This is a genomic window from Vibrio sp. Of7-15 (assembly GCF_022347565.1).
Classification (GTDB): domain Bacteria; phylum Pseudomonadota; class Gammaproteobacteria; order Enterobacterales; family Vibrionaceae; genus NORP241.
Genome location: NZ_JAKRGH010000004.1, coordinates 72,880 through 92,504, shown reverse-complemented (window position 1 = coordinate 92,504; position 19,625 = coordinate 72,880). Strand labels below are relative to the sequence as shown.

Annotated in this window: 18 protein-coding genes; 10 read left to right on the top strand and 8 right to left on the bottom strand. The window is 42.0% G+C overall.

Annotated elements, in window-relative coordinates; genetic code table 11:
* Positions 1 to 19: 19 nt before the first annotated feature.
* The gene (locus MHO82_RS06620) at positions 20 to 841 is read right to left on the bottom strand and encodes a hypothetical protein (RefSeq protein ID WP_239183082.1); all 822 of its coding nucleotides are present in this window, start codon (positions 839 to 841) and stop codon (positions 20 to 22) included.
* 451 nt (positions 842 to 1,292) lie between these two features.
* Here MHO82_RS06620 and MHO82_RS06615 point away from each other — a divergent pair, with 451 nt between their 5' ends.
* On the top strand, positions 1,293 to 1,682 hold the full coding sequence (locus MHO82_RS06615) for a hypothetical protein (RefSeq protein ID WP_239183081.1): 390 nt from the start codon (positions 1,293 to 1,295) through the stop codon (positions 1,680 to 1,682).
* A 96-nt stretch (positions 1,683 to 1,778) separates the two neighbouring features.
* Here the strand turns inward: MHO82_RS06615 and MHO82_RS06610 are convergent, their stop codons facing one another.
* Positions 1,779 to 3,134: a GntP family permease gene (locus MHO82_RS06610; protein WP_239183080.1), complete on the bottom strand. Its 1,356-nt coding sequence runs from the start codon at positions 3,132 to 3,134 to the stop codon at positions 1,779 to 1,781.
* 394 nt (positions 3,135 to 3,528) lie between these two features.
* Here MHO82_RS06610 and MHO82_RS06605 point away from each other — a divergent pair, with 394 nt between their 5' ends.
* Entirely contained in the window at positions 3,529 to 4,491 is a 963-nt protein-coding gene (locus MHO82_RS06605; protein WP_239183079.1) for a LysR family transcriptional regulator, read from the top strand.
* A 174-nt stretch (positions 4,492 to 4,665) separates the two neighbouring features.
* A complete protein-coding gene (locus MHO82_RS06600; protein ID WP_239183078.1) occupies positions 4,666 to 5,316 on the top strand; it encodes a pesticin C-terminus-like muramidase in 651 nt (216 codons plus the stop codon).
* A gap of 93 nt (positions 5,317 to 5,409) precedes the next feature.
* On the opposite strand, the gene MHO82_RS06595 is transcribed toward MHO82_RS06600, so the two are convergent.
* The 4 genes from MHO82_RS06595 to MHO82_RS06580 form a co-directional block, all read right to left on the bottom strand.
* The gene (locus MHO82_RS06595) at positions 5,410 to 6,567 is read right to left on the bottom strand and encodes an OprO/OprP family phosphate-selective porin (protein ID WP_239183077.1); all 1,158 of its coding nucleotides are present in this window, start codon (positions 6,565 to 6,567) and stop codon (positions 5,410 to 5,412) included.
* Positions 6,568 to 6,571: 4 nt separating this feature from the next.
* Entirely contained in the window at positions 6,572 to 7,726 is a 1,155-nt protein-coding gene (locus MHO82_RS06590) for a methanobactin export MATE transporter MbnM (RefSeq protein ID WP_239183076.1), read from the bottom strand.
* A 5-nt stretch (positions 7,727 to 7,731) separates the two neighbouring features.
* Positions 7,732 to 8,625, bottom strand: coding sequence for an MbnP family copper-binding protein (locus MHO82_RS06585; protein WP_239183075.1), 894 nt, complete (start codon positions 8,623 to 8,625; stop codon positions 7,732 to 7,734).
* A gap of 182 nt (positions 8,626 to 8,807) precedes the next feature.
* On the bottom strand, positions 8,808 to 9,224 hold the full coding sequence (locus tag MHO82_RS06580; protein WP_239183074.1) for a hypothetical protein: 417 nt from the start codon (positions 9,222 to 9,224) through the stop codon (positions 8,808 to 8,810).
* Positions 9,225 to 9,607: 383 nt separating this feature from the next.
* Here MHO82_RS06580 and MHO82_RS06575 point away from each other — a divergent pair, with 383 nt between their 5' ends.
* From MHO82_RS06575 to MHO82_RS06565, 3 genes are all read left to right on the top strand, one after another.
* A complete protein-coding gene (locus MHO82_RS06575) occupies positions 9,608 to 11,239 on the top strand; it encodes a methyl-accepting chemotaxis protein (protein ID WP_239183073.1) in 1,632 nt (543 codons plus the stop codon).
* Between the two features lie 75 nt (positions 11,240 to 11,314).
* Positions 11,315 to 12,532: an alanine racemase gene (gene alr / locus MHO82_RS06570; RefSeq protein WP_239183246.1), complete on the top strand. Its 1,218-nt coding sequence runs from the start codon at positions 11,315 to 11,317 to the stop codon at positions 12,530 to 12,532.
* Positions 12,533 to 12,720: 188 nt separating this feature from the next.
* Positions 12,721 to 13,701 (top strand): ABC transporter substrate-binding protein, encoded by a 981-nt coding sequence (locus MHO82_RS06565; protein ID WP_239183072.1) that lies wholly within the window; start codon positions 12,721 to 12,723, stop codon positions 13,699 to 13,701.
* Here MHO82_RS06565 and MHO82_RS06560 read toward each other — a convergent pair.
* Positions 13,694 to 14,608, bottom strand: coding sequence for an EamA family transporter (locus MHO82_RS06560; protein WP_239183071.1), 915 nt, complete (start codon positions 14,606 to 14,608; stop codon positions 13,694 to 13,696). The genes MHO82_RS06565 and MHO82_RS06560 overlap by 8 nt on opposite strands.
* A gap of 186 nt (positions 14,609 to 14,794) precedes the next feature.
* On the opposite strand from MHO82_RS06560, the gene MHO82_RS06555 reads away from it, so the two are divergent.
* On the top strand, positions 14,795 to 15,691 hold the full coding sequence (locus tag MHO82_RS06555; protein ID WP_239183070.1) for an AraC family transcriptional regulator: 897 nt from the start codon (positions 14,795 to 14,797) through the stop codon (positions 15,689 to 15,691).
* Positions 15,692 to 15,701: 10 nt separating this feature from the next.
* On the opposite strand, the gene MHO82_RS06550 is transcribed toward MHO82_RS06555, so the two are convergent.
* Complete coding sequence (locus MHO82_RS06550; protein ID WP_239183069.1) at positions 15,702 to 16,247, bottom strand: YaeQ family protein; 546 nt, start codon at positions 16,245 to 16,247, stop codon at positions 15,702 to 15,704.
* Between the two features lie 196 nt (positions 16,248 to 16,443).
* Here MHO82_RS06550 and MHO82_RS06545 point away from each other — a divergent pair, with 196 nt between their 5' ends.
* The 3 genes from MHO82_RS06545 to MHO82_RS06535 all read left to right on the top strand — a co-directional run bounded on the left by MHO82_RS06545 (position 16,444) and on the right by MHO82_RS06535 (position 19,401).
* A complete protein-coding gene (locus MHO82_RS06545) occupies positions 16,444 to 16,602 on the top strand; it encodes a hypothetical protein (protein WP_239183068.1) in 159 nt (52 codons plus the stop codon).
* 349 nt (positions 16,603 to 16,951) lie between these two features.
* Entirely contained in the window at positions 16,952 to 18,415 is a 1,464-nt protein-coding gene (locus MHO82_RS06540; protein ID WP_239183067.1) for an NAD(P)-binding protein, read from the top strand.
* 146 nt (positions 18,416 to 18,561) lie between these two features.
* Positions 18,562 to 19,401, top strand: coding sequence for a 2OG-Fe(II) oxygenase family protein (locus tag MHO82_RS06535; protein ID WP_239183066.1), 840 nt, complete (start codon positions 18,562 to 18,564; stop codon positions 19,399 to 19,401).
* Positions 19,402 to 19,625: the final 224 nt, after the last annotated feature.

Sequence of the window (19,625 nt, the reverse complement as noted above, 5' to 3'; positions counted from 1 at the left end):
CAATTACCTTGGTATTCTATTAATAGTTGTAATTTAGGGTGATGTAGTAGGTCGGATCCTTCAGATCAAACAGAGTGTTTAGCGGGTTTGGCCCTCTGTCTGGATCGTAATAAGTCGCACTGTTGGTCATGCCGACAGCGGCACTAAAGTTGTCGTGGAACTGGTAACCAATCTCTTCGGCGTGAGTCAGCTTTGGTGAATGGCTCGTTCCTCGGTAATCCCAAGACGTGGAAGTGACAAAGTTAATACTGAAGAACCACTTATTTTTGTAGTAATCAACGGAAAGCACGTTGCTTACTCGGTATTCTTCTAAAAGTTGGTGGCCTGCGGTGGTGTATTTATGAAAATTTTTCTGCAAGCGCACAGAATCACTTAGCTGCAGGTTTTTTAACAGATCATCAAGAGACAGCGAAAAAGTGATATCTCCGCGTATGGCCGTATTGAGATCGGTTTTTTGGGATGTGTCTGAAATTGGGATCAGAACGCGAGAACCAATCGACATATCAATGTTTTTTGTTGGGTTCCAGACATTCTTTTTTTTGGCAGTTAGCCAAATGTCATTCCAATAGTCGCCTTGCTTTCCATCGTAGCGGTGTAGCCCTGACACTTCAGCCGTAAAGTAGGTGTCTGAATTTAGGTTATATCTGATGGAAGCATTCGCCGATAAATTTCGGTCAGCAAGGTGGTGGCTGTTGTTATGACCGTTTCTACTGTAATCAAGCCCAAGAGACAATTGCCAAGGTTGTTCTTGTTCTATTTTGTTGTCTTGAACTTGTTCAGCGTGAAGGGCGGCGGGCACCAAAGCGAATGCAATGGCACAGCAGATTAGATTATGTTTCATGAATTGCCCATTCCCTGTGTAGATTAGCGTTTCCGTTTACGCTCCATGCGTTACGAAATATTCTTATTGTCACTATTATTAGCGGAAGCCAATACTAATGGAGCATAGGGAAGCAAGATATGGCTATCTAGGAAGTATCATCTGGTTATATCAGTGGTCTTACCTTGTGAAACCTGCTGGTTAGCATGAAAATCTGGTTTTAATCTACCCAAAGATATATTTATGGTTTTAAAGTTTGGTTTATTTCTTGATATTGGTTTTTAGTTCTGATTATGGTGTTGTAATTAGTGTTTTTATTCAAAATTTGAATATTTTTTATCTCTAATAAGGTGGTACTGGATTTTACTCTCTAATAAACGTTTATCCCCCTAGCTTCAGGGATATTGGCTAAAGTTAAGAATGAATTCAGCCATATCTTTTATGTTTTAGATGCAAATGGTGTTAAGTACGCATGCTTTTTAACGGGAATAGACTAGAGGGTGAGCGAGTGCGATGGCTTTGTTTGTTATGTTGTTTTATTGGCACCGTAGGGGCTGGTGAACAGCAATTGAATTATGTAAAAGCGGTTTCTACACCGGGAGAAGGGGTGTTAGTGACCATGTCTGATTATTGGCTGGTTGTTCTTAGCAAGAGTTATGAAATCCACTTACCAGAAAATGTCGATGAAGGGCAAAAACTCACTATTGATATTTTAACGAACGGAAAGTGGCAGTCTGAGCAATTTAGTGTTGGGGCGATCAGTATTCATCAGGAACTATGTCGGCTTCATACTCAGCATCCAAGTAACGATGGACGATTTCCAAGTGATGCTATTTATGTAGAGCCTTGCCAAGAAAAATAAGAAAAAACACGCTGTAGGTACAGTTATAGTAGATAGTTTCATTATTACTGGGCCTAAAGCGTGTCTGAATTACTGGTTAAACGGTTGTGTGATCAGCTAAACCAACCCAGTGGCAAGGTGAACCATGATCACCGTGAAGGCGGCCAATAATGGTATCGCCATGGTTACGACGGCAATATCTCCATAACTTTGTCGGTGGCTTAATTTACATACGGCCAGTAAGGTGATCACTGCGCCACAGTGCGGTAGCGTATCAAGCCCGCCAGCGGCCAATAAAACGACCCGGTGAAGCACTTCTGGGTTGATCCCTGTGTTTAAGAAGTCATTTCCTAATAGGGCTAACACCATGCCCGTACCTCCAGAAGAAGAGCCAATAATGCCGGCCAAGCTGGTGGAAGTAATGGCAACTTTAAACAAATCCGGAATATCGATGGCGGCAATACCTGCTTTTACCACAATAAAGGCTGATAGCGCTGTGATTACCGCGCCATAGCCCACTTCAGAAGCGGTATTAAAAATGGGTAGAAGTGAGCTTACTGAGCCATCAAAGACTTGTTTGTTTGGGTTGAAAATATAGCGGCGGAAAAACGCCAACATAAAAGCAATGGCAACACCTAACGCCAAAATCACTGACCAAGTGCCGTTTATGCTGGTGTCGAACTCTTCGTAACTGGCGATGACGTCGGCAGATTTAAAATACACATTGGTTAGTAGAAAATTGATGATAAAGATCAGCAAGATAGGGATCACTGACATGATCACATTAGGCTTTGGTGTCGACGTCTCTGTATCAGAGTTACTTTCAATATCCTCCCCGTAGCCTTCTCCTGCTGCAATGGCTTTAGTTGCACGAAACTTAATCCATAAAATACCAAGCGTTAACATAATAGTGGCGGCCAAAAGGCCTAAAATTGGCGCTGCGTACACGGTGGTGCCAAATGGGATGGTTGGCATGGTGTTTAGGTATTGAGGAGAGCCAGGTAGCGCTGTCATGGTGAAGGTGAAAGCACCAAGAGTAATGGCCGCTGGTAGTAAACGTTTCGGAATTCCAGCCGCCCGGAACGTTTCCGCACCAATGGGGTACATGGCGAATACCACCACAAAAAGCGATACGCCACCATATGTAAGTAGAGCTGTGGCTAATACGACCGATAAAATGGCGTGGCGTGGGCCTAAATTTTTAATGATGAACTCAGACAGAGTGCGTGCCGCGCCAGATGCGCCCATGAGTTTACCAAAAATGGCACCGGCGATAAAAATGGGAAAATAGAGTTTTATATAGTTGGCCGCAGCGGGCATAAATACATTCGAAAGGGCATACAGTGAAGGAAAATCACTGGTGAGTAACGCCGCTGTCATGGCCAAAACAGGGGCAAGAACAAGAACTGAAACACCGCGATAGGCAAAGTACATTAAGCCTATTAAGGTGATCAGAATTACGACAACATCCATATTAATTATCTCCATTTGATATAATTTACAACATCTTGTTTACATGCTATCCCGATTAAAAGGGAATGGAAACATTAGTAAATTCAGCACCTTGCTCGATAAGTGGAAAATTGAGAACTGGCTCAACTTACCTGGTCATATGTGAGTGGGTTTATATTTATTTTAAGTGGACATAGTATTTGTTTATCAAACAGTTACGACGTTTTTTATTGACCAAAGAAACAGATTTGAAAAAGATTATTTCATTAATGCACATGTTTAATGGTTGAGACTTTGTTAAATAGAGCAGCAAAGAGTGTGAGTAAGGTGGCAAGAAATGGACTCTGCGGTTGGTGATACCTTTATTACTGGGCATTATTAAATTAAGCAACCTATTGAGTAAAAAGGAAAACTCATGTCAACGTCACTAGGTAGAATTAATCTTCGTCAGCAACAGTTAGATAAAATTGCGTTTTTTTGCTCTGTGATCCAAAACAGCTCTTTTCGTGTAGCCGCAGAAGAGTGGGGGATTTCAGCAGCGGCGGCCAGTCGTTGGGTAAAAGAGCTGGAGACCTTAATGGCGGTGGAGCTAGTCAAGCGCAGTACACGCCAGTTGGTGGCGACCGATGCTGGGGAAATGCTGTATCGACGTTTTTCAGCCTTACTGCCGGAGATAGATACTATTTGCTCGGAAGTAGAAAGCATGGCTGATGAGCAAAGAGGAGTGATTACCATTTCATCCACGCCGTTGTTTGCTTCTTACTACTTACGTGAAATCATCGCAGAGTACATGGAGATGCACCCGCAGGTGAATTTTCGACTTTTTATTGAGGCTGGCGACGTTGATCCGTTACACATTGATTTTCTTATTCGCGCCAAAGCGACCAATCGGGAAACGGAAGAAAAAGATTCGCTTTTAATCCGCCGTCCGTTGTTGAGTGAACCTTTATACGCGTGTGCTGCACCTAGTTATTTGACACGCTGTGGTACCCCGCAAGAGCCAGAGGAGCTGTACGATCATCGCTGTTTGTATGCCAGTTCATTAGTGGGTGGCAATCGCTGGTATTTTTGCTCCGATGGTGTTAATCGTGCCGTGACGATCAGCGATGCACTTGAATGTGATAACAGTGAAATTTTACGCGACATGGCCATTCGTGGTGCCGGGGTTGCGTATTTACCTCACTCCGTCATTCGTGACGCGTTAATTAATGGGCAGCTTCAGGTTTTATTGACCGATTTTGTTGCCAGCCGGTTTGACATTAACTTGTATTTTCGACCGCGCCACCCAATGCCAGCTCGTTGTCAGGCATTTAAAGAATATTTATTGAAACGTACTCAAGAAATTGCAGGTAATAGTTTGCAATGTCCGATGGGGTGATTGGTGGTAAATTTTTATATTTGGTGACAAATTTTGATTTGTAGCGTGAGTGAGATTTTGGCACTGTTTAGACATGTCAGTCTTGAATTTACGTATTAATTGAAAAACATAATGAAAAAAATAGCGAAATTCTGCTTAAATCTGCTTGTAAAGTGGCTTTCAAAAAAGGTGAAGGTGAAATCAGTCAAGTTGCCTTCTTTTTTATCTAAATCCAAAAAACAGAAACATAAGAAAAATAAAAAAGGGAAATCGAGCTCGTACGCTGCATCAACATCAACATCAACATCAACGGCAAACGGAGTGGATTTCCGGTTTATTCAACAGCTAGAAGGGACTTGCCGAGAAGGTTATGTGCCAGATGCGAAAAATAGTCGCTCTGGTGTGACTATCGCCTCTGGGTTTGATATCGGTCAGCGAGACAGTCGCGAGCTAGAACGGCTTTTTCCACGCCCATTAGCACAAAGGCTAACGCCATACGCCAATTTGCACGGCAAAAGTGCTCAAAAGCAGTTATCCAAAAAGCCGCTGAAAGTAAGTGACGAAGAAGTGGAATTGATTAATCGTGTAGCGAAGAATCAAGCGTTAACTGGATTAGAAAAACAGTGGAATAAAGCAGGCTATTGCAGTTTTTGCCAGTTAAGTCGTGCACAGCAAACTGTAGTGGCATCCGTGGCTTTTCAGTATGGAGATTTATCACGCAGAACTCCGAAGCTATGGAGCTACGCAACCAAAGGCGATTGGGGTAAGGTTCATCGTGAATTGTTGAACTTTGGAGATAGATACCCAACAAGACGTCGTAAAGAAGCTCAGTTATTGGTTGACTAGGTATTCCGAGTTAGTTATCAGGCTAGATAAAGTGACACTGTTATACGTAACAGTGTCACTTTTTGTTTGGATTATCTCAAGTTAAGGTGCTAGTTATGGGGTGTAGTTTAGTGTGCCCTGATAAACTAGCCAAAATTGTTGTTGTTCCTCTTGCTGGGTCTTATCATAGTTACCCTGTAACCGAATTTGTTGGTTTTCTTGAAAACGCCAATTAAATGCCAGACTGATTCGCTCTGGACTATGGCCTTGACTATTTAGTGCTTGTTCAAAGTCTGTACTTTTCTTCGTGACCTTGTTGTTGGTTATGAGGGTATCGTAACGCAGAGCAATTTGCAGCTTATCCCAATTCCAATAGGCTTGGCTGCTGATGCCTTGCTGAGTAGCATCTAGCTTTGCTTTGATTTGTTGAGCGTCGGTAATCTCAGCATCAATATTTTGAGTCATCCACTCGATATCCCAGCCAAGGCTTTTCCATTGCCACTGAGAGCCCAAAGTAATCAGGTTAGTATTGCCTGTAAATGAAATAGTGGGGATATTTCCATGGCTATGGTTGTGACCATCGTTATTGTCATTCCCTCTTTGCGATGCTTTAAAATGGGCAAAAGAGGTTTTAATGCGTCCACTTATCGTATCGCTATTCCAGTGCCATTGGTAAGAGGCACCGTAAGCGTGTGGTGACGATGAGTCGGTTTGTGTTGATGCCGGGTAAGCGCTTCCTCGTCCAACCCAAGTGGCGATGGTTTGATTGTTTCCTAACCAACTAAAATGAAGGCTATCGTCACGGTATTGTCCTGCTAAGAAAGCCTGCTGACTTAGGTTAGCATCCATAAATACCCAATCATGATCATGGTAAGCATTATAAAGGCCGATGTCGGAAAGCTGTGTTCCTAGTCTTAATTTTATGCTTTCAGTAATATCTGGTTGCAACCAGAGTTCTTCTATATCAAGAGATTCACCATGATGGCTTCCGATGATTATATTTCCCGTTAGCATCGATTCAGCTTTTACAGTGAGAGCAAGCTCTCCATGCATAAGCTGTAACCCTTTTTCATGATGATGAGCTTCTGATCCTAAGAGTACTCCGGGTATCGCGGTATTTTGCGTACTGTTACTACTGTCGAAATAGCCAATTTGAGCAAATAAACTGCCTTTCCAGCTAAGATCATCATTTGCATGAATATGGCCGTCATGAGCCATGACTAAAGGACTTAATAGACTGGTGGACAGGCCTAAGTATTTCATTAATCTCATGATGTTATTCCGATAAAAAGGGGTTTTGGTAACGAGGGTTAGCAATGAAAGTGGGATCGCTCAATGCGTGAAGGAAAGCCAATAAGTCATCACGCTCTTGAGCACTCATCGTAAAGCCTTTCACAAACTCACTTTTATTTGGATTCTTGCGGCCATCACCGGCATGCAAACCGCTTTCGATGTTTCTTCCTCCCGCAGCGTAAAAATTGAGGGTATCTTCGAGAGTTGCTACGCTGCCGTCGTGCATATAAGGGGCGGTATAAGCAATGTTACGTAGAGTAGGTGGCCTGAACTTACCTTTGTCTTGTGGGTTTTGTGTGACATCAAATAAGCCATTGTCTGTTGATGGGTAGCTGCCTTCTTCATCGAGGTTATAAAGCCCGGTATTGAAAAATGGTCGGCTGACAAAAACAGTGTCTTGGTGCAAGGTAGAGTCGCTTAAATTGAAACCACTATGACAATGGAAGCACTCCATCTTTTCACTGTTGAAGAGATCTTGCCCTCGCATTGCTGAGGTACTCATAGTCCCTTTGTCAAAATCTGAATCTTTGGATATGAGTGCTCGATTAAACACAGCTAATGCTTTAATTATGTTAGGAAAGTTAATCGGTTCTTGTTCATTTGGAAAAGCGTTATTGAACAGCGCTAAATAAAGAGGCTCGCTGTTAAATCGGGTAAGGATCTCGCTGCGATTGGCGTCATTAATACCCATTTCAACAGGAAACTCCCCAAACAGTGGGATCACTAGCTGATCTTCAATACTTTGAAGGATCGGGTTTGCCCACGTATAGCTGGCGTTATAAGCGATGTTCGTTAGTGTTTGGGAATTGCGATGTAAGATCTCTCCAGTAGAGCCTGTCGATGTGGCTAACCCATCAGTAAAAGCGTGTTCTTGTAAATGACAAGACTCACAAGACATAGTTTGATTACCAGACAGGCGTTTGTCATAAAAAAGGTGACGCCCTAGCTGAAACTTTTCTTCCGTGGCGATATTATTACTTGGCTCTTTAGGTAGTGGTAAAGAGCCTGTTTGAAAATCGAATCCTTGGCTGTTTAAGCTGCTGGATGAAACGACTTCATAGCTGGATTCACTGTTACAACCCGCCGCACCAAGTACGGCGAATAATACCAGCAAACGAGTGATAAAGTTTGCTGACATGTACATTATTCCACGCTTACCCAAGTTTGAGAGTTAGTGCAGTCGCCACCAAGACATTGCCCAGTAGTTAGATCTAAGCCTAAGTTGGTGAAAATGTTTTGGCAGTCACTGTCTGTGCTGGAAGACATACAGCCTGGAGGCGTTTGAGGTGCGTTGGTGCTCAGATCACTGTTTGCCGTTAGCTTTTGGTAATCAAACACAATGCGGCTTGTCGTGTTGTCGAAATTAATATTATTGAATTGGTAAACAGGGCGGTTCGGACGAGAGTTACTGCAATCTACCGTTTCATTGACTACATTAACGGATTCACACCCCGTGGTTCCGAGGTGGATATTCCATCCTTTTATGTCCATTCGTAGGTGTTTATGGCCATTTTGCCAACTCCAGTTCATGCCGAGTACGTCGAGAGGAGACACGGCGTCTTCACCATCAATGCCATAATGGTTTAGCTCTGCGGGAACCCCTAATGTGAATTTCACACCAGTGTAGTTACCTTCGGGAATAGTACCTTTAACAACATGGTTCAAAGCATTGTTTCCATTTGCACAACTGCCTGAGCCCGTTTCAAAATCCAGTAAGGCAACATTTTTGTATTGCCATTTACCATCTTGAATGAGATCGAGAGTGACTTCTGCGCCTTTTTCATTAATCAGGGTGATTTCAGAAACATACATCCGAACATCCGTAAACTCTGGGTTGGTATTTGCTGTTCCTGCAATCGCTGTTGGCATTACCTCACACGAAATATCTTCATTGCCAACGCGGGCAGCAAATTGAATCGACACTTCTTTTTGATTAGCAGTAGTGTTGGCAGGTTGATTTGAGCTGCTCGAGCTATCGCTATTACAGCCAATCAATAAACCCGCAGTCGCGATGGACAGTAATGTTTTGTTCCACATAAAAATTCCTTTGTATTGAACTAAATTAAATGTTTGAAAAAATAAGGTTAACCTCGGCTGGTGTGTATGTAGTTCAGGCGCAGAAAGTCGCCTACTACACATCGCAGCAGAGTTGATTTATGTTCGGTAGAAAGCCGGGTTTGGGTTGTACAGCGTGTGTAAAGACCAAACTACGACTTGTTTTACAAAGGCAGTGGAGGAGAGTGTTTAGGGGCCAATAATAAATAGACTTTTTGTTGGCACTGGTGAAATTGGTATTCGTTTCTAACTGGGGTATATCGAGCTAACCATGCTTGTAGTAGGCAAAGTAAGCCAACAATCAACAAAAGAGAATATTGACAAGCTTTTAGTGTTGGGCAGCTATATTGCAGTGTTTGGTGATCAAGGTTATCGGCAGAGCTAGAGTGTGACTTAGCTTGGTTTTGTTGAATCACATCATTGATATTGACCCACTTAAAACCTTCCGTGGTACACAGTAAGACTTTCTCACCTTGTAATTTATTTAACCAGTTTGACTGATTAATTTGGTTTGGATTAAGGACTATTGTTGCTGAAAGGTAAATTTGGAAAAGCAAAGAGATAATGACAAATACAGCCATTACTATCTGAAAGTCTTTTCTTTTCCGAAGCTTATGCATTAGAGAAACAATCTATAAACCAAAATCGGCGCGGAGCGTAACAAATAAAAATCATAAATGTAATGTATGTTTTATAAAACAGTGATGTATGTTGTGTATTGCATTACTAGGTGGTTTTTAATTGTTCTTTTTTGTGTTTATTCATTTCATAAAGATATGGCTATGGTTTGATTCGGCTTTATTGAGGGAATTTATTGCAGAGGTGGCTCTCTAGCATCATACAGAATTGATAATCTTGTCTATTATTTATAATTACTAGAGTAAGACGGTGTTATGAATGTCTAGTTTCGTAACCTTCATTATTTTCTGTCATCGCTGTTTGTTGAATTGAGGTAGCGTCAGTAATGTTTTTAAATAATATATCCATCGGAAAAAAGATTGCCCTTGCGTTTCTAACCATTGCTTTTGTTAGCTTGAGCTACGGCGTATATTTAATTTATGAGTTAAAAAATGTGAAATCGGAGCTGCTTAATTATTCCGATGATACCCTCCCTGCTTTGCAACGCGTCGATACAATTCGTGACCACATGTCGGAGTGGCGAAGAAACCAGTTTGTGCTTTTAACCTTAAAAGACATCAATGAAATCCGCCAGAGAGCTCAACAGAATCAACAAGAAAGGCAAGCCATCGATTCTGAGCTGCGGGCTTATGGTAAAACGGTATGGCCAGGAGAGGAAGAAAGAACCTTTAATCGCCTTATGCAAGATTGGGGAGCCTACCTTCGTGTAATTGATACCTTTAATCAAGAAGTTGCTAAAGGGGACCTAGACAAGGCACAACCAATACTAGCGAAATCGTTAACGCAATTTAAAAAAATGGAAATGGACATTGCTGCTTTAATTAATATTCTTGATCAAGCCATGCAAAGTAATCGCAAAACGATACTTTCATCGTTAAGTGATCTAACGACCACTTCTATTATCAGTAATGTTTTGATTTTTATTTTAATGGTGATCATGACCGTCATACTGACGCGGGTTATTTGTTCTCCACTTCAGCATATCGTAACTCAGGCTAATAAGATTGCCGAAGGAAATTTAGGGCACTCTTTGGATCGGGATACGGTAGGGAATGATGAGTTAGGTGAGCTTGCGGATGCCTCTATTAAAATGCAATCGAGCTTACGACAATTGATTGAGCAAGCATTATCAACGGTCACTCAGTTAGGTGGTTCGGTGGATCAAATGAAAGCCATTTCAGGCAAGTCTGCCTATGAAATGCAAGATCAGCAAAGTCAATTAACTCAAGTGGTCACAGCGATGGCACAAATGAAGTCGTCCGTGGCTGAGGTGGCGTTAAATACAGAAAGTTCGGCCAGTGAGGCTTCTGGCGTGAATGAGCAAGTGAAAGACGGCGCGCGCAATGTTGATATGGTATTAGAGTCAATTACTCAGGTGTCAGAAGAAATTAAACAAACTGGTGAAACCGTTGAAGAACTGAAGCAACAATCTAAGCAAATCAATATGGTTGTGGATGTGATCCGAGATATTGCCGAGCAAACTAATCTATTGGCCTTGAATGCTGCGATTGAGGCTGCAAGGGCCGGTGAGTCGGGGCGTGGTTTCGCCGTTGTAGCGGACGAAGTAAGAACATTGGCTGGCCGAACGCAAGACTCAACGGGAGAAATTGCTTCTATTGTTGAAAAGTTACAGCAAATTACGGAACAAGCACAACGAGCAACTGATGATAGCCGAAGTAGTATTGAGCAGTGTGTGGAGCAAGGGAATCAAACACAAGCCATTATGGGGGATATTGAGGTTGCCATTGATAACATTGCTGATAAAGGTAATCAGATTGCAAGTGCTTGTAGTCAGCAAGATTCAGTGAGTGATGAACTTAATCGTAATATTGAAAATATTAATGAAGTATCTCAAGGAGTATTGTCAGGAAGTAGAGAAACAGCTGATGCGTGTGAAGACTTAGCGAGGCTTTCTACTTCACTCAAAAATGCAATGAGTCATTTTCGTTTAAATTAGGTACTCGGTGGTTAGGTGAGTTAATACTTGAGTTTGCAGTAGGGAGCAAGTATGAAAAAAATCCAAGAAGTGGGTATGCCCAAAATATCGTTATTAGCGGTGTCTATTGCCGCTTTGCTAGCACTTCCTACGGTGAGTGCTCCACTACTGCAAGACAAACCACTCACAGCGTCGTCCGATTTTTACAAAGCAAACTCCTGGCTTGAGATTAATGTCACCACGTTGAACAATAATATTGAGAAATTTAAATCACACTTAAATCCGCACACGAAAATCTGTGCAGTCATGAAGGCTGATGCGTATGGAAATGGGATATGGGCATTAATGCCGATTATTTTGGCTCATGATATCCCTTGCGTAGCCATCGCCAGTAATGCTGAAGCTGAAGTCGTTCGAGCCAGTGGCTTTAAAGGCCAGCTGATTCGAGTACGATCAGCCAGTTTTGTTGAAATAGAAAATGCGTTGGAATACCAAGTTGAAGAGCTGATTGGTTCGCTAGAGCAGGCTGATAATATCGCTCAAATAGCCCAAAAGCACAGCCAACCTATAAGAGTACATTTAGCTTTAAATTCAGGCGGAATGGGGCGAAATGGTTTAGAAATGGGGAATGATATTGGCAAACAAAAAGCACTGTCCATTGCTCAAACAGAAGGGGTGGAGATTGTGGGTATGATGACGCATTTTCCTAATTATAAGGCTGATGATATTCGTAAAAAAATGGTCAATTTTCAGAAGAGTACAACATGGCTTATCGATAATGCTCAGTTAGATCGAGATAAAGTGACCCTTCATGTGGCGAACTCTTATGCTTCTCTTCATGTCCCTGAAGCTCAGCTTGATATGGTACGGCCCGGCGGTGTGCTTTATGGCGATCTACCCACAAACCCGGAATACCCTTCTATTGTTAGTTTTAAGTCTCGGGTTGCTTCTCTTCATCATTTACCAGCGGGTAGTACAGTGGGTTACGATAGTACATATATACTAAAAAGAGACTCTATTCTTGCCAATATCCCAGTGGGGTATTCTGACGGTTACCCGCGGAAAATGGGTAACCAGAGTGATGTGCTTATTGCTAATCAGCGAGCGCCTGTTGTTGGTGTTGCCTCAATGAATACAACGATGGTGGACGTGACAGACGTGAAAGGAGTTCAGCCTGGAGACGAAGTGGTGCTTTTTGGTGGTCAAGGTAAAGAGCGTATTGAAATCGCAGACCTTGAGGATCATTCTGGCGTTATTTTTCCTGAGTTGTATACAGTTTGGGGGGCGACAAATCCACGGTTTTATACGAAATAAGCAGGATGTTTACTACTAATCGTATGTATAAATCTCTTGGCAGTATATTACTAAATTCTTTTATTATTTTAGGCACATAACAGGAAGGTTTTGTGTTAATTCCTCTTTGCCATCTATAGTTAATCTATGGGTGGCATCTTGTTTTGTCATCGGCTTTATTCCTGTTTTAATGGAACAGAGGTAAGACTGTGAAGTTATTCCCCCTTTGCTTTTTAGGTCGTATTTTTCGCTGGTGGTGTTTGTGTGCAGGCTTATTACCCGTGTTGGCATATGGGCATAATGTATATAGCACTCCTAAAATCTTGGTTCTTGACTGGAGTAGTCAAGAAGTCATGTCTTATATTGCTGGCCAATTAATTGAAACGCAAAACATTCCTGTTGAGTACGTTCATGCGCGTTCAGAGCAGCAATGGGATTTGCTTACAGGACATGGTGCAGATGTTCAGGTCGAAGTGTGGGAAGGTACCATGGCAGAGGCATTTAATTTTTTTGTGTCGAGGCACAGTATTATTGATGCCGGATCCCATGATGCGAAAACCCGAGAAGAATGGTGGTATCCCAGCTACGTAAAAGAGTTGTGCCCAGGTTTACCGAGTTGGGAGAGCTTAAAAGAGTGCGCTAGCGTATTTGCGACCAAAGAAACTTCCCCTAAAGGGCGTTATATGACAGGCCCTTGGAGTACGCAAGATCATGTGCGTATTCGAGCCCTTGGTTTGAATTTTTCGTTAGTGGAGTACCCAAATGGTGAGGCGTTAAATCGTGAGTTGAAAAAAGCCATTGCGAAGAAGCTGCCCATTATGATTTATAACTGGACTCCGAACTGGGTCGGGCATGTGTACGATGGGGAGTTTGTGGAATTTCCCGAGTACAAGCCGGAGTGTGAAACTAATCCATACTGGGGATATAACAAGCGGTCATTATGGGATTGTGGTAATCCGAAAAATGGCTGGTTAAAAAAAGCAACGTCTACACGTTTACCCACGATTTCACCATGTGCATTTGCCATAATTAAGGCTATGAATTTCCAAGATTTTGATATTGCTGAGCTTGCTTCGTTGGTGGATTACAAAGGCATGACAGTAAAAGCGGCTGCGGTGCATTGGCTTAATGAAAACCCTACAGTATGGCAGCCATGGATCAGGCAAGAAGAGTGCAAAAAAGCTAATTAGAACGGTTGGTTGCCCAGTGTAAGTTGGTAAACTGTTTTACATTGAGTAACCCAAATACACGCAGGTTACCGATAATCACGAGTAAAACACCAATTAGGCCATACAAGCTCCACTGGTAGCCTTCAAATATGGTGGATAAAACCAACGCGATGATAGGAAAAAGTACGGTGCAATAGGCCGCTTTTTCTGCGCCAATTCGGCCAACCAGCAATAAATAGGTATTGAATCCAATCACGGAACCAAATAGAGCAAGGTAGAGTAAAGCGACTAAATATTGCTCCGAATTTGGTAGTGCTAAAGACTCACCATTAAACAGGCTTAGTGCAAATAAATACAAACTTCCATAAGCCATGCCCCAAGCGGTTGTTGGTAGTAATGGCATGTTTGATTTTTGTGCTTTAGCAGAAACGATGTTTCCAAAAGAGAAGCAACAAGTGCCAGCAAATGCGAGGGCGATACCTAAAAGAAGGTGTTGGCTTTGTTCGTCGTTAAATAGTTGTGGAAGGAACAAAAGTAAGATGCCAGCACACCCCATGATGGCTCCCTCAACTAAACTTTTTTCTGGTCGTTTAGATTGTAACCACCATAAGTTGAGGGCATTTAGAATAGGCGCTAAAGAAAAAATAACGGCAATTAGACCACTAGGAATGTACATAGTGGCGTAATAAAAGCAGATGAAGTTAGTGCAAAAGAGTAATAATCCGAGAATAGCTGCATAACTGTGATTGCGTAGTGATAGAAGAACAGGTGTTCGGCGAAGCAGTAAAAAGGCAAATAAAATAAGTGAGGCGAGGCCAAACCGATAACCAATGGACACCGTAATGGCCGTATCACCTAATTGAAAAGCAATGGCGAGCCAAGTTGATCCCCAAATCAGCACAGTGACAATATAGAGTGTTATGTTCATTTTATTTCCTTATTTCGAGTGGTTCTAGTTGTAACGTATGCATTTGATAAAGAAATAAATTGCCGTTTTTTGCGGTTTTTACACATTCTTGCGGTTAAATTTATTCACCGTCTTATTTATTGTTGGTGCTTTGTTGTCAAAAAGTTACTATTGATGGGCGCTGTGATTAAGATAAGGAGGGTGAGCATGAATGAAATACAAGACGTACATGGAGTACCGAGTGTTTTTAATACACTGCGCGCTCACACTGCAACGCTGCATAACCAAGTGTGGTTAAGTGAAAACAATGGTGCCGCTATTTGGAGTAACCAGCACGGGCAAACCGAGTATTGTAAGCCAGGGCATCATACACTGAGTTTTTATTTGCAAGGTGGAGAGCGAACTCGGCGAGTAAACGCGGATGGAGGTTCTTTATTTGGTGGACCTGATAAAGTGTGTTTGATGCCTGCTGATCATAAATCTCACTGGAGCTTTAGCCTGCCATTTCGCTTTTTTCATTTTTACTTTTCTCAACAAAAACTTATGTCGACTCTGGAAAAAACGTTTGATAAAGAGGGACGACATATTGAGTTAAAAGATGAAACCTTTGTTGATGAACCTTATATTGCCAACTTAATCCGGCATGTATTTATTTCTTTAGATTGGCATGACAACACTGATCAAATCGCGGTTTCTCACGCGAGTGAAATGTTACTGATTCATTTACTACGTCATCACTGTGAAACTCAAGTTCTACCGATAACGAGAGCAGGAGGGCTAGCGACACATGTTGCAAGACGCGTGGATGAATTTATCAATGACAATTTAGAATTACCGTTAACGCTGGCGGCCTTGGCAGAGCAAGCTCAATTGAGTGAATTTCACTTTGCTCGTATGTTCAGGCAACATTTTAATAAAACGCCGCATCAGTATGTGCTTGAAATGCGAATCCGAAAAGCGAAGGAGTTACTTACGTTCTCCTCTGAAGGCTTGGCAGATATTGCTCTGCAAAGTGGTTTTTCATCTCAGCAGCACTTCTCAAATCAATTTAAAAAGCACTGCCTTATTACTCCTGCGAAGTATCGCAAAGAAGTCACTAAATAAAGTGCTTAGATTATTCGCCTTGTTGCCAGGTTTCTACGTTTACAAGTAGAGATTCAGCTTCTGTGTTTAACCAGATTTGACCATCTTGAATGGTTACCTGCAGTTTCATCGTACGGCTAGCCGCGTTTGCTAATGCAGCCATGCTTTCGTCATCCACAAAAAATACCGACAAATTTTTGTATTGAGCAGCAACAGAAGCATTTTGTTTCCACCACACTTCCGCTGCATTTTTATTGTAGGTATAAAGAGCAACCTTCTGCCCTTTGATGCTGGATTTTTTTAATCGTTTTTCATCAGGCAAACCAAGCTCTACCCATAATTCGATTTCGTCACTGTAGTTTTTTATCCACAGCTCTGGTTCATCTTCGTCACATAAACCTTTAGTAAAGGTGAGCTGTTCATGTGCGTTGAGTGCCCAAGCCATGATGCGCAACATCATTCGTTGAAGTGTTTCTGATGGGTGTTGAGCGATCGTGAGATTCTGATCGAGATAAACTTCACGATCCATATCGGCAATATTGATGCTGGTCTTGTAGATAGTGGCTTTAAGTGCCATGAGGAAACGCCTTATTCAAAATTTGTTGTATCTTACATTGAATGCGCTCAATACCCTAGTAATTCAGCTGTTTAGTCTACTTTTTGAACATTCAAAATTGCGTCACTAAATCGTCTTATTATTGTCATTATCCGTTTTTATTCTTACCTAAAGTATAACGCACAACCCAGTGGTTAAGATAAGTAGGTAGTTGAATATGGCGAAATGGAAACAATGGTTAGATTACGATGATAACGAAGAAGAGTTTAACCTAAGAGAGAAACACAGAGCTAAGCCAAATGTAGAGTCTGAAAACGGAAAAGGGCGACATAAGCGCAAGCAGCGAGAAGCTAAGCGTAATTACGATTTTAGTTAAGCCAGACATAAAGAGTAAGACGTGAGTGCTCTCTTGCTCTTTATTCTATTTCACTGACAAAGTGGGTATCTTTTCCACTTATCCACAAAAACAGTGGATAACAATTTGGATAACTTGCTCTAGAAAGATAAATTTCATCTATATCCACAATAATTATGAGAAAACTTATTCACCTTTAGATGATAAATATAAGTGACAGGTTGCACTTTACGGTGTGCTTTCCCCATTTACTGCGTTAGAAAAGTACTAAAAAGTATGATAAATCGGAGTTGCTTGTTTTCAAAAAGGGGCTAGATAAGTAGAATGGAACCAGAGTATTAGCCCAAAATCAGTTAGTTTTATCACGATAATGACAGAAATAAATAAAAGTAACGTTAGTTGTGAACCCCAAGTGAAAGTTGGAATTATAGGTGGGGGGATTGCCGGTTCAACCATAGCATTAAGGCTTGCTGAACTCGGTGTTTCCGTGAGTTTATTTGAGCAGGGACCTAGCTTGGTAAATGGTCCTCCAATTTGCCATTTACACGCTGGTGGCAATCTTTATCGTGAAATCTCAGAATCTCAGTGTCTTACCTTATTACGCCAATCTATCGAGACCCTTCGTCTTTATCCACATACTGCCAATGTTCGCCCAACTGTGATTGCAGTTCCTTTGCGAGATAAAGGTAACCCTGATGAGCTCTTACCTCGTTTAGAACGCTTAAAAAAAGAATACACAGTGCTGGTTGATTCGGACAAGCGTAATGAAGTGCTTGGATCTCCTAGCGATTACTTCAAACTGTACCAACGTGATGATTTGGAGCGATTAGCTCAAAAGCCAACGCCAGAAATCCCTTCAGAACTGGATGACTGGTTAGTACCTGTTGCCAAAAACATCAATTTAGATGAACTCAAGTTCCCTATTGTGCTGGTGCAGGAGTATGGGGTTAGTGTTTTCCGATTGGCTTCCTCGGTTAGTTTGGCGCTGGAGAAAATTGAGCACTGCCAGTTGAATACTCATACATTGGTGACTAATGTTCAGCAGGATGAGAAACAAGGGTGGTTAATCTCTTCCCGAACTCAACCAGGCGAAGAAAAACAGACACCTGTGGACTATTTGATCAATTCATCTGGTTTTAAAACTGGCAGCATTGATGATATGGCGGATCTAAAGCGGGATCGTATGGTGGAATTTAAAGCAGCATACGTCACGCATTGGCCTGCTTGTGAAGGAGAGTGGCCTGAAGTGATTTTTCATGGTGAACGTGGAACACCAGAAGGAATGGCACAGCTGACACCTTACCCAGATGGTTTTTTTCAATTGCATGGTATGACGGAAGAAATCACCTTATTCGAAAACGGTTTGGTCGCGACATGTGAGAAAAGCGCACAGCCGAAATTACATGAGAAATTTTTAACTAAGATTTCTAAGGGGTGGTCAGCCGAGAATATTCAGCTTCGAACGCAGCGTGCCATCGATCACATGTCGAAGTTTGTACCTACGTTTGAAAATGCCGAAGTAGGGGGAAATCCATTATTTGGTGCCCAACAGATACCGGGTGATGATCCAACCCTTCGTGCTGCGAATGTGTCTTTTTCTGGGGAGCGTTATGCTCGGGCTGAAATCGTTAAAGCGTCATCAGCGTTATCTGCTGCCGATGAGATCGTAAAGCATCTTGTGGATATTCAGTTGTTACCAAAAACGACAAGCTTGGAACATCATTTTCCTGTGATGGAGTCCTTGTCTAAGGCGGCTGTGATCACCTATGCAGAGAAGCTTGCAGAAGAGCGTGATTACCCAGTAGAACTCGCGAGACCTGCTGGCCTTGTGTAACGTTTGCGCGTCCATTTTTAAAGGGCTGAGCTTTGTTGATGGTGGGAAATAAAGTGTTTCCTGATCGTGTTGTTCTGTAAATTGATTTATCGATAAGCGGGCTTTACACTGCCCGCACGATTAACAACATAATAACAATGTCAGCCATGAAACTTACTACCGTTGATTATCAAGCAGAGAATGCTGCTGAGCTTTTTGTCGAGTCACTACGTACTACCGGTTTTGGTGTTCTTAAAAATCACCCTATCTCTCAAGAGCTAGTCGAATCAATTTATGATAACTGGTACAAATTCTTTACTTCTGATCGTAAAGAAGAGTTTCATTACAACACAGATACTCAAGATGGTTATTTCCCGCCATCAGTATCAGAAGTTGCTAAAGGGCACTCCGTAAAAGACATTAAAGAGTACTTCCACGTTTACCCTTGGGGTCAAATGCCAGAAGAGCTAAGAGAGCAGATCTTAGATTACTATGCAAAAGCAAATGCCTTTGCACAAGAGCTTCTTGGTTGGGTTGAAGCCCATGCTCCAGCAGAAGTACAAGAGCGCTTTTCTATCGCGTTATCTGAAATGATCAATGGCAGCGAACAGACTCTACTGCGTGTTTTACACTACCCACCAATGACGGGTGAAGAAGAGCCAGGTGCTATCCGCGCTGCAGCTCATGAAGACATTAACCTATTAACGGTTTTACCTGCTGCTAATGAACCTGGCCTGCAAGTGAAAGCGCAAGACGGCGAGTGGTTAGACGTTCCTTGTGATTTTGGTAACTTGATCATCAACATTGGTGACATGTTGCAAGAAGCATCTGGTGGTTACTTCCCATCAACAACGCACCGAGTGATCAACCCATCTGGTGGTCGCCAAGAGAAATCTCGCATTTCATTACCATTATTCTTGCACCCAAAACCGGAAGTTGTGTTATCTGAAAAGTACACAGCAAACGAATACTTAATGGAGCGCTTAAAAGAGCTTGGTGTTCTTTAAGTCTCTATGAATATGAAGTGCGTCCTTATGCTGGACGCACTTTTTCCTGTCTGCTTTTCCCTTTCTTATTACTTTTTTCATCTTCCTAATGCTTTATATTCATGTGGTATATACACTGAATATATCAATTTTATGAATTCCTTTTATCTTGTCTTTTTTGTTGTATATGGATGTCTATTTTTTCATTCAATGCCGAAAAATTGTCGTTCAATCAATAATTTGAC

Coding starts and splice junctions, on each gene's coding strand:
- MHO82_RS06590 (WP_239183076.1), bottom strand. CDS start 7,726: ATGTCAGCAAACTTTATCACTCGTTTGCTGGTATTATTCGCCGTACTT.
- MHO82_RS06585 (WP_239183075.1), bottom strand. CDS start 8,625: ATGTGGAACAAAACATTACTGTCCATCGCGACTGCGGGTTTATTGATT.
- MHO82_RS06575 (WP_239183073.1), top strand. CDS start 9,608: ATGTTTTTAAATAATATATCCATCGGAAAAAAGATTGCCCTTGCGTTT.
- MHO82_RS06555 (WP_239183070.1), top strand. CDS start 14,795: ATGAATGAAATACAAGACGTACATGGAGTACCGAGTGTTTTTAATACA.
- alr (WP_239183246.1), top strand. CDS start 11,315: ATGCCCAAAATATCGTTATTAGCGGTGTCTATTGCCGCTTTGCTAGCA.
- MHO82_RS06540 (WP_239183067.1), top strand. CDS start 16,952: ATGACAGAAATAAATAAAAGTAACGTTAGTTGTGAACCCCAAGTGAAA.
- MHO82_RS06595 (WP_239183077.1), bottom strand. CDS start 6,567: ATGAGATTAATGAAATACTTAGGCCTGTCCACCAGTCTATTAAGTCCT.
- MHO82_RS06560 (WP_239183071.1), bottom strand. CDS start 14,608: ATGAACATAACACTCTATATTGTCACTGTGCTGATTTGGGGATCAACT.
- MHO82_RS06620 (WP_239183082.1), bottom strand. CDS start 841: ATGAAACATAATCTAATCTGCTGTGCCATTGCATTCGCTTTGGTGCCC.
- MHO82_RS06550 (WP_239183069.1), bottom strand. CDS start 16,247: ATGGCACTTAAAGCCACTATCTACAAGACCAGCATCAATATTGCCGAT.
- MHO82_RS06580 (WP_239183074.1), bottom strand. CDS start 9,224: ATGGCTGTATTTGTCATTATCTCTTTGCTTTTCCAAATTTACCTTTCA.
- MHO82_RS06545 (WP_239183068.1), top strand. CDS start 16,444: ATGGCGAAATGGAAACAATGGTTAGATTACGATGATAACGAAGAAGAG.
- MHO82_RS06605 (WP_239183079.1), top strand. CDS start 3,529: ATGTCAACGTCACTAGGTAGAATTAATCTTCGTCAGCAACAGTTAGAT.
- MHO82_RS06535 (WP_239183066.1), top strand. CDS start 18,562: ATGAAACTTACTACCGTTGATTATCAAGCAGAGAATGCTGCTGAGCTT.
- MHO82_RS06610 (WP_239183080.1), bottom strand. CDS start 3,134: ATGGATGTTGTCGTAATTCTGATCACCTTAATAGGCTTAATGTACTTT.
- MHO82_RS06615 (WP_239183081.1), top strand. CDS start 1,293: ATGCTTTTTAACGGGAATAGACTAGAGGGTGAGCGAGTGCGATGGCTT.